The organism is Streptomyces sp. NPDC085927 (assembly GCF_044540975.1).
GTDB classification, from domain to species: Bacteria; Actinomycetota; Actinomycetes; order Streptomycetales; family Streptomycetaceae; genus Streptomyces; species Streptomyces hirsutus.
In genome coordinates this window covers 1-12,488 of the sequence record NZ_JBITSN010000025.1, presented here as the reverse complement: position 1 = coordinate 12,488, position 12,488 = coordinate 1, and the positions used below count along the sequence as shown (strand labels likewise).

The following is a 12,488-nucleotide window of genomic DNA, read 5'->3' as shown; positions in this document are numbered from 1 at the left end:
ATCCCATGATGGCCAAAGACATCGAATACTGCATCAAGCTCACCGCCGCCGAGACCGCCGCGAGGATCGCCTCCGGCGAGCTCACGGCCGTCCAGGTCACCGAGGCACACCTGGCCCGGATCGAGGCCGTCGACGAGAAGGTGCACGCCTTCCTGCACGTCGACCGCGAGGGCGCCCTCGCCCAGGCCCGCGCCGTCGACGAGAAGCGCGCCAAGGGGGAGAAGCTCGGCCCGCTGGCCGGCGTCCCCCTCGCGCTCAAGGACATCTTCACCACCGAGGGCATCCCGACCACGGTCGGCTCCAAGCTCCTCGAGGGCTGGATCCCGCCGTACGACGCGACGCTCACCAAGCGGCTCAAGGCCGCCGACGTCGTCATCCTCGGCAAGACCAACATGGACGAGTTCGCCATGGGGTCGTCCACCGAGAACAGCGCCTACGGACCGACCGGCAACCCCTGGGACCTCACCAGGATCCCCGGCGGCTCCGGCGGCGGGTCGAGCGCCGCGCTCGCCTCCTTCCAGGCCCCCCTCGCCATCGGCACCGACACCGGCGGCTCCATCCGCCAGCCGGCCTCCGTCACCGGCACGGTCGGCGTGAAGCCGACCTACGGCGCGGTCTCCCGCTACGGCATGGTGGCGTTCTCCTCCTCCCTCGACCAGGGCGGTCCCTGCGCCCGCACGGTCCTGGACGCGGCCCTGCTGCACGAGGTCATCGCCGGGCACGACCCGCTCGACTCCACCTCCATCGACGAGCCGGTCCCCCCGGTCGTCGAGGCCGCCCGCAACGGCTCGGTCGCGGGCATGCGCGTCGGCGTCGTCAAGCAGTTCCGCGGCGAGGGCTACCAGGCCGGCGTCATCCAGCGGTTCGACGAGAGTGTCGAGCTGCTCAGGGGACTCGGCGCCGAGATCGTCGAACTGGACTGCCCGTCCTTCGACCTCGCGCTGTCGGCGTACTACCTGATCGCCCCGTCCGAGTGCTCCTCCAACCTCGCCCGCTTCGACGGCCTGCGCTACGGCCTGCGGACCGGCGACGACGGCACGCACTCCGCCGAGGAGGTCACCTCGCTGACCCGCGAGGCCGGCTTCGGCCCCGAGGTCAAGCGCCGCATCATGCTCGGCACGTACGCGCTCAGCTCCGGCTACTACGACGCGTACTACGGCAGCGCCCAGAAGGTCCGTACGCTGATCAAGCAGGACTTCGACACGGCGTTCGAGCAGGTCGACGTGATCGTCTCCCCGACGACCCCGACCACCGCCTTCGCGATCGGCGAGCGCGCCGACGACCCGATGGCGATGTACCTCGCCGACCTGTGCACCATCCCGACCAACCTGGCCGGCAACGCCGCCATGTCGCTGCCCTGCGGCCTCGCGCCCGAGGACAACCTGCCGGTCGGACTGCAGATCATCGCCCCGGTCATGAAGGACGACCGCCTCTACAAGGTCGGCGCAGCCGTCGAGGCGGCCTTCGTGGAAAAGTGGGGCCACCCGCTGATCGAGGAGGCACCGTCGCTGTGAGCGCACTGACCAAGGCCAAGGGCTTCAAGAAGTCCAGGTCCGGCACGTACCTGTCCATGGCCGCCACCGCGTTCGGCGCGCTCGGCGTCGCCAAGCGCGTCAAGAAGGCGCGGCACGAGAAGGACACCCTGGTCCTGATCGACGCCACCGTGTCCGCCGTCGCGATCGTCACGAGCCTCGCCATCCTGTACCGCGAGCTGAAGCGGCTGGGCGACGACGACGTCCTGCTGGGCTGAGAGGGAAGTTACACCGTGACCACCACGACCGACCTGGTGTCGTACGAGGACGCACTCGCGTCGTACGACCCCGTCATGGGCCTCGAGGTCCATGTCGAACTCGGCACCAGGACCAAGATGTTCTGCGGCTGCTCGACCACGCTCGGCGCCGACCCGAACACCCAGACCTGCCCCACCTGCCTCGGCATGCCGGGCGCGCTCCCGGTCGTCAACGCGATCGGCGTCGAGTCCGCCATCAAGATCGGTCTCGCGCTGAACTGCGAGATCGCCGAGTGGTGCCGCTTCGCCCGGAAGAACTACTTCTATCCGGACATGCCGAAGAACTTCCAGACCTCCCAGTACGACGAGCCGATCGCCTTCAACGGCTACCTCGACGTGCAGCTGGAGGACGGCGAGACCTTCCGCGTGGACATCGAGCGCGCCCACATGGAGGAGGACACCGGCAAGTCGACGCACGTCGGCGGCGCCACCGGCCGTATCCACGGCGCGTCCCACTCCCTGCTCGACTACAACCGGGCCGGCATCCCGCTCATCGAGATCGTCACCAAGCCGATCGAGGGAGCGGGCGAGCGGGCCCCCGAGGTCGCGCGCGCCTACGTGCGGGAACTGCGCGAGCTCATCCGGGCGCTCGGCGTGTCCGAGGCCCGGATGGAGATGGGCCAGATGCGCTGCGACGTCAACCTGTCGCTGCGCCCGCACGGCCGGGAGAAGTTCGGCACCCGCTCGGAGACGAAGAACGTCAACTCGCTGCGGTCCGTGGAGCGCGCGGCCCGCTTCGAGATCCAGCGGCACGCCGCCGTGCTGAACGACGGCGGGACGATCATCCAGGAGACCCGGCACTTCCACGAGGACACGGGGTCGACGACCTCCGGCCGCGTGAAGGAGGAGGCCGAGGACTACCGGTACTTCCCGGAGCCCGACCTGGTCCCCGTCGCCCCGGCCCGCCAGTGGGTCGAGGAGCTGCGCGCCGGGCTGCCCGAGCTGCCGCTGGTGCGCCGCAACCGGCTCCGCGAGGAGTGGGGGATCTCCGGCACCGACATGCAGGCGATCCTCAACGCCGGTGCGCTGGACCTGATCGTCGCCACGATCGACGCCGGCGCGGACGCCGCCTCCGCCCGCAAGTGGTGGATGGGTGAACTCGCCCGCAGCGCCAACGAGTCCGCCAAGGCGCTCGACGAGCTGGCGATCACGCCGGAGCAGGTCGCCCGCGTCACCGCGCTGGTGGCCTCCGGCGACCTGAACGACAAGCTGGCCCGTCAGGTCATCGAGGGCGTCCTCGAGGGCGAGGGCACTCCGGACGAGGTGGTCGACAAGCGCGGCCTGAAGGTCGTCTCCGACGACGGCGCGCTCACCGCCGCCGTCAAGGAGGCCATCGCCGGCAACCCGGGCGTCGCGGACAAGATCCGCGGCGGCAAGGTCGCGGCGGCCGGCGCACTGGTCGGCGCGGTCATGAAGGCCACCCGCGGCCAGGCGGACGCGGCCCGCGTCAAGGAGTTGATCCTTCAGCAGCTGGGCGTCGCCGAGGGCTGATCCCCGGGCGCCGCACGGGAGAGTGAAGGAAGAGGGGGACGCATCGGGTTCGATGCGTCCCCCTCTTCCGTACGGCCGGCTCCGTGGCGCGGCCGGCGCCGGTGCTTCACACGGCCGGCGCCGGTGTCTCACGAGGCCGGGGCCGACCCGAGGTCAGGGCCGGCGCCCCACCACGCGGGCGAAGCCGAGCGTGCGGCCCTCGTCCACGCGCAGCATCCGCGCGCTCTCACGGCTCGACCGCACATGGAACTCCTCCGTGCTCTCCCCGGCGACGACGTCGCACCAGAGCAGCCAGTCCCGCCAGCCGTCCGGCTGCCAGTCGGCCGCCTCGACCTCCACGGCCCCGCTGCGGGTCCAGTGCCGCCGCCACCACCCGGGCGTGTGGAAGCACCAGAACGCGGGGTCCCAGAAGGGCTTCAGGTGCTCCGGCGGCTCGCTGCCCTCGATCTCCTCACGCATCGCCGGGACGACGACACCGATCCGCCCGCCCGGCTTCAGCAGCCGGGTCAGAGACGGCAGGTACAGATCGTCGGTGCCGAAGTACTGGTACGCGTCGATGGAGACGATCGCGTCGAAGCTCTCGTCGCCGAAGGGCAGGTCGTGCGCCTCGGCGAGGACCGGCAGCACCCGGTCGGCGACGCCCGCCCCGGCGATGCGGCGCGCGTTCTCGTCGGGCTTGATCCACAGGTCGGCCGCGGTGACCTGGACGTCGTACTCCCTGGCCAGGAAGACGGACGTCATGGCGCGTCCGCAGCCCAGGTCGAGCACGCGTGCGCCGGGGCGCAGCGTGTCGAGGCCGAGGGCCGGGGCGAGCCACTCCAGCAGCCACAGCGGGTGCGGGCCCATCGTGTTCTCGACGGTCCAGCGGGCGTCGTAGGCGCTGCTGCGCGGGTACCGGGGCAGGATGAGGCGGCTAGCGAGGTCGTCGTGCGGGGTGTGCGAGGTGATGTCCGACATCGGTGAACGGGCTCCTTGGGTCCGTGCAGAGGGAAAGGGTCGCGTCGGAGATCGGGCGGACCGTCATCAAAGCACCTGCTTCTGCCGAGCGGCGAGCTGCCGCGGAACGTCGGACCGACGGACGCTAGCAAGGGATCACGCACCCCGCATCCCGGTTTCCGGAGCCGGGGCGATACGCTCCCGCGGCATGAGCGGACGTGCTGATTCCGACTTGTCCCCGGACACTCGCGCCGAAGAGGCCGAAGCCGCCGGGCACGGGGAGCACGGCGAACAAGGGGAGCACGGCGACGACGACGCCCCGCGTCGGGCCCGGCGGGCCGCGGCCGGCACCGGTGCCGTGCTCGCCCTGGCCGGGACGGCCGCGGCGTTGCTCCGTCTCACCGGCTCCGCCCCGGCCCTCGTCCCGGTGGCCTACGCCTGCGGCGCCGGTACCTGCGCACTCGCCGCCGTACTGGGCTCACGCGGACGGACCCGCAGGGCGCTGTGGCTGTCGATCGCGGGGCTGATGGGGATGGCGCTGGGGGATCAGTTCGACTGACCCCGGTACGGGTGCGACCTCACGTCCGGAAACGGATTCGGGGTGACCGGCACGAGAGGTGTGCGTCCCGCGCACTGTGAATAAACACACGAACATCACCATTGATCTTTCTTGGGTGAAAGAGTGCGAATTCCTTGCTCATGCGTTCTTTGCGGGCTGTTCGGTCACAAGCGGCTGTTCCCGGTCAAAGATCCATCAACAGTCACTCTGGAGCATGATTCGTGACAGCACTCGCACGCTGGTGTGTCCGACGCCGTCTGATCACCGTCCTGCTGTGGCTCCTCGCCCTCGGCGGGGTCGCGGCCGGAGCCCTCGCGGCCGGAAACGCGTACTCGAACGACTACGAGGTGCCCGGCACCGAGTCCGGCTACGCCACCGAACTGCTGCGCGAGGGGTTCCCGGAGCTCTCGGGCGACAGCAACACCGTTGTCTGGCACACACCCTCCGGCAGCGTCCTGGAATCCGGTGTCGAACAGAGCATGACCCGCACCCTGGACCGGATGGAGGATCTGCCCGGCATAGCCGCCGTGACCGGCCCGTACGGGGACGACGGCACCGGCGGGATCAGCGCGGACGGCCGCACCGCCTACGCCACCGTCACCTTCGAGGACCTGGCCAAGGACATCGACGAGGGCGAGGCCGCGGCCGTGCTCGAGACGGCCGAGGCCGCGGAGACCGACGGCCTCCAGGTGGAAGTGGGCGGCAGCGCCGTCGCGCCCGGGATGCCCGAAGGCCACCTCGCCGAGATCGTCGGAGTGGCGGTCGCCGCCCTCGTCCTCTTCCTCGCCTTCGGCTCGCTCGCCGCCTCGCTGCTGCCCATCGCCACCGCGCTGGTCGGCGTCGGCACCGCGTACGCCTCGATCGTGCTGCTCGGGCACGTCATGACCGTCGCCGACTTCGCGCCGATGCTGGGCATGCTGATCGGACTCGGCGTCGGCATCGACTACGCCCTGTTCATCGTGACCAGGCACCGGCGCGGACTGAAGCGCGGGCTGTCCGTCGCCGAGGCCGCCACCGAAGCCGTCGCCACCACCGGACGCGCGGTCGTGTTCGCGGGGGCCACCGTGTGCATCGCCCTGCTGGGCATGCTGATCCTCCGGCTGAACTTCCTCAACGGCGTCGCCGTCGCGGCCTCGCTCACCGTGCTCCTGACCGTCGCGGCCTCCGTCACCCTGCTGCCCGCGCTGCTGTCGTTCATCGGCATGCGCGCGCTCAGCCGCCGCGAACGGCGCCGGCTGGCGGAGTCCGGCCCGCAGCCGGAGCTGCCGACCGGCTTCGCCGCCCGCTGGGCGGCGTTCGTGGAGCGCAGGCCCAAGCTGCTCGGCGCGTTCGCCCTGCTCGTCATGGCGGTGCTGGCACTTCCCACCTCCTCCCTGCACCTCGGCACCTCCGACCAGGGCAACGACCCGAAGACCTCCACCACCCGCCAGGCCTACGACCTCCTCGCCGAAGGATTCGGCCCCGGCGTCAACGGTCCGCTCACCCTCGTGACCGAGGTGGACGGCGCCGCCGACCGGCTCGCCCTGGACCGGATCGGCCCCGTGCTGGGCGGGACCGAGGGCGTCGCGGCCGTCGGACCGGTGGTCCACAGCGCGGACGGCGGCACCGCCTACCTCTCCGTCGTACCGGAGTCCTCCCCGCAGTCGAAGCTGACCAGCGACCTGGTCGACCGGCTGCGCGAGGACGTCCTGCCCCGCGCCGAGTCCGGCACCACCCTCGACGTGCGGGTCGGCGGCGTGACGGCCGGCTACGACGACTTCGCCGAGGTCATCATCGGCAAACTGCCCCTCTTCGTCGGTGTCGTCATCGGCCTGGGCTGTCTGCTGCTCCTGCTCGCCTTCCGGTCCGTCGTCATCCCGCTCAAGGCCGCGGCGATGAACGTGGCCGCCGTCGCCGCCGCCTTCGGCGTGGTCGTGGCGATCTTCCAATGGGGCTGGGGCAGTGAACTGCTCGGCCTCGGCAGCGCGGGGCCCATAGAACCCTTCCTGCCCGTGATCATGGTGTCGGTCCTCTTCGGGCTCTCCATGGACTACCAGGTCTTCCTGATCAGCCGGATGTACGAGGAATGGCTGGAGACCGGCGACAACCGGCGCGCGGTACGGGTCGGCCTCGCCGAGACCGGCCGGGTGATCAACTCCGCGGCCGTGATCATGATCGCGGTCTTCCTCGCCTTCGTCCTGACCGGCGACCGCGTGATCGCGATGTTCGGCATCGCCCTCGCCGCCGCCGTAGCCCTCGACGCCTTCGTCCTGCGGACCCTGCTCGTCCCCGCCCTCATGCACCTGCTCGGCGACGCCAACTGGTGGCTGCCGCGCCGGCTGGACCGGATCCTGCCGCGCATCAGCATCGAGCCGCCCGAGAGCCGGGCCGCCCATGAGAAGCTGGCCGCCGCCACCGACGCCGAGGTGGAGGACGTGCCGGCCCAGGAGGAGCGGAAGACGGATGTACGCCATACGACTGGGTGACGACGGAGCCGAACTGCGTCCCCTGGAGCCCTGGCACGCGGAGGAGTTCCTCGCCCATCTGGAGCGGGGCCGGGAATTCATCAACCAGTACGTTCCCTTCGGCTCCAAGGCCGTCGACGTGCCCACCGCGCGGGAGGCCCTCCAGCGGTACGCCGACCTCCGCGCCGCCGACACGGCCGCGCTGCACGGCCTGTGGCTGGACGGCACCCTTGTGGGCGGGGTGCTCACGCTGAACTTCGACGCCGCGAACGGCACCTGTGAGGTCGGCTGCTGGCTGGAGCCGGCCGCCACCGGGCGCGGGCTCGTCACCCGCGCCATGCGGGTACTGATCGGCTGGGTGATCGAGCAGCGCGGCATCCACCGCGTCGAGTGGGTCGCCGCCGCCGGAAACGGGCCCAGCCTCAACATCGCCCGCCGGCTCGGCATGACCCTCGACGGGGTACGGCGCCAGTCCCACCTCCACCACGGCGTACGGCACGACCTGGAGGTGTGGTCGGTCCTGGCCCCCGAATGGCGGCAGGCACGCGCGGCGCACAGCGATCATTAAGGCGCTTCTCAGAGAGCGTCCGTACGGTGCGCCTCATGGGTACCAAGACCGAGACCGAGAAAGCGGCCAAGGCCGAGGACAACAGCGCGGACAACAGCGCGGACAGGAGTGAAACCGGGGCCGGGACCGAGGCCGGAGCGGCCGTTGACGCCGACACGGCCGACAGCGGCACCACGGAGACGGAGCCGGACACGGAGCCGGAGCCGGAGCTCCAGGGCGCCCACGGAGTCGGACAGGGCGCCGCGGCGATCGTCTCCGCCGGGCTCGGCGTCGTCTCGCTCACCGGCAGCTGGCTCGGCACGGTGGCCGCCGCCCGCGAAACCCTCGTCGGCCAGCTGGAGACGGCCGCGGACTCCACCGTCGCCACCCAGGTCAAGGAGATCTACGGCGACGCCTGGCAGACCAGCGCACTGTGGGGCGGCCTGTTCGCGCTGACCGCGCTGGTCATCGGCGTCGTGGTGCTCGCGCGGCCCGCGTTCGGGACGCCCGGCGCCGGGCAGGCGCCCTGGATCAAGTCGGTCGCGTGGGGCGGTGTCGCACTCGGCGTCATCGGACTGCTGCTCGCCGTCCTCAAGTACACCGACGTGCTGCTGGGGCTGCCCGCGACCGGATGAGCCACCGCGGGCCCCCGGCGGACACCGGGGAGAATCCGCACGGTTCCCGAGGGGCCTTAGTCCGGTCACGAGCGCCTTACGGCCGGACCGAGGTCCCGCACACGTATCTAAGGCCCCGGGGCCGCCGAAGATGCGGAACTCTCCCGATGTGGCCGGCCCCCCTGGGAGACGAAGGTGGAGGCATCGCGCAAGGCGATGCCGGACACCGACTCCCCGAGGGAACCCACCATGTACGAGTACGAGATCGCCAAGGACCGCACCGCCGACCTCATCCGCCGGGCCGACGACGAGCGCAGGGCCCGTGAGGCCGTCCGACTCGCACGTGCCGCCCGCCGCGAAGCCGAGGCACACGGGGCCGAGCACGAGAGCCATAGCCGCCGCCCGCACCGCCACCGGTTCGCCCGAGCCGTATGAGCCCCGCCGCGGGGACGGGAAGCGCCGGCCGCGGTGACCGCACAGGGAAGAGCGACCCGACGCGCGACGGCGGCCGTACGGGGGTCGGCCGTCGTTCCGCCGGCACGAAACCGGCGCCGGAGCGCCGCGTCGAGCCCGGGACCGGGACCGTGGGCGCCCAGCCGGTTCCGGCCCTGAACGGGCGCCGCCCCGCGGCGTCCTGGGCGGCGAAAACCGATGCCGGGCCGGCGGGCCCGCGTGCCATGCTCGGGGCCGTGGAGACCAGATCTGTCAGCCCCGTGTTCATCGGCCGTGCGGCTGAACTCGACGTCCTGAACACCGCGCTAGCCCGCGCCGCCGCGGGCGAACCGCAGGCGCTGCTCGTCGGGGGCGAGGCGGGCGTCGGCAAGACCCGCCTCGTCGAGGAGTTCGCCGCCGCGGCCGCCGGCCGGGGCGCGGTCGTCGCGCTCGGCGGCTGCGTCGAGATCGGCGCCGACGGCCTGCCCTTCGCCCCCTTCTCCACCGCACTGCGCCGGCTGCGCCGCGAACTCCCCGCCCGGCTCGCCGCCGCGGCCGCCGGACAGGAGGAAGAACTGGCCCGCCTGCTGCCCGAACTCGGCCCCGCCGCCCCCGAGACCCGGCGCGACGAACACGGCATGGCCCGCCTCTTCGCACTCACCGCCCGCCTGCTGGAACGCGTTGCCGCCGAACACACCGTCGTCCTCGCCCTGGAGGACCTGCACTGGGCCGACGCCTCCACCCGCCACCTGCTCGCCTATCTCTTCCGCACCCTGCGCACCGGCCGCCTCGTCGTCCTCGCCACCTACCGGTCCGACGACATCCACCGCCGCCACCCGCTGCGCCCCCTGCTCGCCGAACTCGACCGGCTCCGCACGGTCCACCGCGTCGAACTCGGCCGCTTCAACCGCGAGGAGGCCGGCCGCCAGCTCGCCGGCATCCTCGCCCGGGAACCCGAACCGGACCACGTCGACGAGATCTTCGAACGCTCCGACGGCAACGCCTTCTTCATCGAGGAACTCGCCGCCGCCTCCCCCGGGGGCTGCCGCACCGGACTCACCGACACCCTGCGCGACCTGCTCCTGGTCAGGGTCGAGAGGCTGCCCGAGAGCGCCCAGCAGGTGGTCCGGTGCGTCGCCGAGGGCGGCTCCACCGTCGAGCACCGGCTGCTGGCCGCCGTCGCCCGGCTCGCCGAGGACGACCTCCTCGGCGCCCTGCGCGCCACGGTGAACGCCGGCATCCTCACGCCCGTGCCCGACCGCGACGGCTACCGCTTCCGCCACTCCCTGGTCCGCGAGGCCGTCAGCGACGACCTGCTGCCCGGCGAACGCGCCCGCCTCAACCGCCGCTACGCCGAAGCCCTGGAGGCCGACCCCACCCCCGTCCCCGCCGACGAGCGGGTGACCCGCCTGGCCAGCTACTGGTACCACGCCCACGACGCCGCCAAGGCTCTGCCCGCCGTCCTCGACGCCTCCGTCGAGGCCCGAAGACGCCACGCCTACTCCGAGCAACTGGGCCTGCTGGAAAGGGCGATGGAACTGTGGGACTCCGTCCCCGACGCCGTACGGGCCGCCTTGCGCCCGGTCGACTACACCGAGGCCTACCCGCCCCCGCTGCCGCAACGACGCGGTACGCCGCCCGGCGCGCCCCAGGGCGACCCGGAAACGGCCGGGGCGGTCCCCCTGCACTACCTCGACCTGATGGCCGAGGCCGCCGTCGCCGGACGGCTCTGCGGGGAACGCGAACGCGCCATGAAGATCACCAAGCGGGCCCTGCGCGTCCTGGAGGAGGAACCGGACCCGCTGCGCGCCGCCTGGTTCTGGGTCCAGCGCTCCCGGCTCACCCAGTCCCTCGCCCGCGGCGACGGCTGGAGCGAACTCGGCACCGCGCAGGACCTGGTGCGCGGCCTGCCCCCGTCCGAGGTGCACGCCGAGGTCCTCGCCTCCGCCGCCGGCTGGTCCATGCTGCACGAACCGGGCCCCGAAGCCATGGCCGCAGCCGAACGGGCCGTCGAGTACGCACGCATGGTCGGCGCCCACGACATCGAACTGGGCGCCCGGCTCACGCTCGGCGGACTCAAGGTCGACGCGGGTGACATCGACGCCGGCCTCGCCGAGATGTACGAGGTCAAGGACCGGGCGACCGAACTGGGCGTGGACATGGTGGTGGGCCGCAGCCACATCAACCTGCCGTCCGCACTCGAAGGCATCGGCCGCTCGCAGGAGGCGGCCGCACTCCTGCGGGAGGGCCTGCGGGTCACCCGCGAGCTCGGCCTGCTGGACTCGGAGGGCTGGGTGCGGGGCAACCTCGCCGAGACCCTCCACTCCCTCGGCCGCTGGGACGAGGCGGCCGAGGCCGCCACCGGCGCCCAGCACCTCGAGCAGAGCGCCAAGCCACGCGCCGGAGCCCGGGTGTGTCTGGCCCGTCTCGCCCTCGACCGGGGCGAGACGGCCGAGGCCGGCCGCCATCTCCGCGCGGCCCGCGTCTCCTTCGGCACCCACGACTCCATGCCGCAGTACTTCCTGCCGATGGCCTGGGTCGCCATCGGGACCGCCGCCGCCGAAGGCCGCCTGACCGACGCCAGGACCGAACTGCTCACCGCCCTCGGTGCCTTCGACTCCGGCCTCCCGCCCGGCACCCAGCGCCACTGCTGGCCCCTGCTGCTCGCCGCGGCGACCGCCGAGGCCGACGCGTACGGCGACCCCGCCACCGAACCGGACCGCCCGACGATCCTCGGACACCTCCGCGCGGCGGCCCGGACCCTGACCACCGGCGTCCCGCTGTGGCGGGCCTACGAGGTGTGGCTGCGCGCCGAGCTGCTGCGCGCCGAGGGCCGGCCGGAACCGGAGGAGTGGGCCGCGGCCGTCGCCGCCCTGGAACAGCTGGAGCGGCCCCACGACCTCGCCCGGGTCCGCCTCCGGCTCGCCGAGGCACTGCTCGCCTCGGGAACGGGCGAGGACGAGCGTGCCCGCGCCACGGAACTGCTCCGGCTGTCCAGAGCCGTCGCCGAGCGGCTCGGGGCGGTCCCGCTGGCCCGGTCGGCCACCCTGCTGGCCCAGCGCGCCCGCCTCGCCCTGGACCCCGGTACGGGCAAGCGGGCCCCGGCCCCCGCCGATCCGGCCGACGCCCTCGGCCTCACCGGCAGGGAACGCGACGTGCTGCGCCTGGTGGCCGCCGGCCACACCAACCGCCGTATCGCCGAGGAGCTGTTCATCTCGCCGAAGACGGCCAGCGTCCACGTCTCCAACATCCTCGGCAAACTCGGGGTCTCCGGACGCGGCGAGGCGGCGGCGGTCGCCCACCGCCTGCAGCTGTTCACCGCCCCGGCCGGAAACCGGCCCGCGGCGGGATAATGGGCGGCGCGCCCACGCGGCCCTGGAAGGGGGAGCGGTGTTCAACGCCTTCGAGGAACTGTTCACTCCCGGCCGCAAGCACACCCGGGACGAGCAGAACCGCCTCGAACTGACCCGGGAGGACGTCGGCGACGCCGATCCCGGACACGGGCCGATAGACCTCACGTCCGGAAAGGTCGTCGTACGCCCGTCACCGCACCACCCCCGGCCGGAACCGAACGAGAACCCCTAGTGTCCTGCGCCAGTAGTTGATCGTTAGTAGTTGCGTGACTTCTACTGCTGGTGCGTCAGTCCCTCGTCGGGGCCCGAAGCTGGAACCGTTG

General features: G+C 72.3%; 11 protein-coding genes. 10 read left to right on the top strand and 1 reads right to left on the bottom strand.

Annotated features, from left to right (window positions below):
- Window positions 1–8 precede the first annotated feature (8 nt).
- Genes gatA through gatB form a run of 3 tightly spaced genes read left to right on the top strand, consistent with a single transcriptional unit; the run spans window position 9 to window position 3,280 of the window.
- A complete protein-coding gene (gatA, locus tag ACIF80_RS35505; RefSeq protein WP_399812721.1) occupies window positions 9–1,514 on the top strand; it encodes an Asp-tRNA(Asn)/Glu-tRNA(Gln) amidotransferase subunit GatA in 1,506 nt (501 codons plus the stop codon).
- Window positions 1,511–1,750: a hypothetical protein gene (locus ACIF80_RS35500; protein WP_055573565.1), complete on the top strand. Its 240-nt coding sequence runs from the start codon at window positions 1,511–1,513 to the stop codon at window positions 1,748–1,750. Before gatA ends, ACIF80_RS35500 begins: the two co-directional genes overlap by 4 nt.
- Window positions 1,751–1,765: 15 nt before the next feature.
- Window positions 1,766–3,280 (top strand): Asp-tRNA(Asn)/Glu-tRNA(Gln) amidotransferase subunit GatB, encoded by a 1,515-nt coding sequence (gene gatB / locus ACIF80_RS35495; protein ID WP_399812602.1) that lies wholly within the window; start codon window positions 1,766–1,768, stop codon window positions 3,278–3,280.
- Window positions 3,281–3,433: 153 nt separating this feature from the next.
- On the opposite strand, the gene ACIF80_RS35490 is transcribed toward gatB, so the two are convergent.
- Entirely contained in the window at window positions 3,434–4,237 is an 804-nt protein-coding gene (locus ACIF80_RS35490) for an SAM-dependent methyltransferase (RefSeq protein WP_399812599.1), read from the bottom strand.
- Window positions 4,238–4,424: 187 nt separating this feature from the next.
- Between ACIF80_RS35490 and ACIF80_RS35485 the strand changes: the two genes are divergently transcribed.
- From ACIF80_RS35485 to ACIF80_RS35455, 7 genes are all read left to right on the top strand, one after another.
- On the top strand, window positions 4,425–4,775 hold the full coding sequence (locus ACIF80_RS35485; RefSeq protein ID WP_399812596.1) for a hypothetical protein: 351 nt from the start codon (window positions 4,425–4,427) through the stop codon (window positions 4,773–4,775).
- A 221-nt stretch (window positions 4,776–4,996) separates the two neighbouring features.
- Complete coding sequence (locus ACIF80_RS35480) at window positions 4,997–7,240, top strand: MMPL family transporter (RefSeq protein WP_399812593.1); 2,244 nt, start codon at window positions 4,997–4,999, stop codon at window positions 7,238–7,240.
- Window positions 7,218–7,787, top strand: coding sequence for a GNAT family N-acetyltransferase (locus ACIF80_RS35475; protein WP_399812591.1), 570 nt, complete (start codon window positions 7,218–7,220; stop codon window positions 7,785–7,787). The genes ACIF80_RS35480 and ACIF80_RS35475 overlap by 23 nt, the downstream gene beginning before the upstream one ends.
- Before the next feature lie 35 nt (window positions 7,788–7,822).
- A complete protein-coding gene (locus ACIF80_RS35470) occupies window positions 7,823–8,401 on the top strand; it encodes a hypothetical protein (RefSeq protein WP_399812589.1) in 579 nt (192 codons plus the stop codon).
- Between the two features lie 174 nt (window positions 8,402–8,575).
- Window positions 8,576–8,815: a hypothetical protein gene (locus tag ACIF80_RS35465; RefSeq protein ID WP_399812587.1), complete on the top strand. Its 240-nt coding sequence runs from the start codon at window positions 8,576–8,578 to the stop codon at window positions 8,813–8,815.
- Window positions 8,816–9,057: 242 nt separating this feature from the next.
- Complete coding sequence (locus ACIF80_RS35460) at window positions 9,058–12,165, top strand: AAA family ATPase (RefSeq protein ID WP_399812717.1); 3,108 nt, start codon at window positions 9,058–9,060, stop codon at window positions 12,163–12,165.
- 37 nt (window positions 12,166–12,202) lie between these two features.
- Complete coding sequence (locus ACIF80_RS35455; RefSeq protein WP_399812584.1) at window positions 12,203–12,397, top strand: DUF6191 domain-containing protein; 195 nt, start codon at window positions 12,203–12,205, stop codon at window positions 12,395–12,397.
- Window positions 12,398–12,488: the final 91 nt, after the last annotated feature.

Bases quoted from the DNA above. Each gene is read 5' to 3' on its own strand.
- ACIF80_RS35460 (WP_399812717.1), top strand. From the start codon at position 9,058: ATGCTCGGGGCCGTGGAGACCAGATCTGTCAGCCCCGTGTTCATCGGC.
- ACIF80_RS35470 (WP_399812589.1), top strand. From the start codon at position 7,823: ATGGGTACCAAGACCGAGACCGAGAAAGCGGCCAAGGCCGAGGACAAC.
- ACIF80_RS35475 (WP_399812591.1), top strand. From the start codon at position 7,218: ATGTACGCCATACGACTGGGTGACGACGGAGCCGAACTGCGTCCCCTG.
- ACIF80_RS35485 (WP_399812596.1), top strand. From the start codon at position 4,425: ATGAGCGGACGTGCTGATTCCGACTTGTCCCCGGACACTCGCGCCGAA.
- gatA (WP_399812721.1), top strand. From the start codon at position 9: ATGGCCAAAGACATCGAATACTGCATCAAGCTCACCGCCGCCGAGACC.
- ACIF80_RS35490 (WP_399812599.1), bottom strand. From the start codon at position 4,237: ATGTCGGACATCACCTCGCACACCCCGCACGACGACCTCGCTAGCCGC.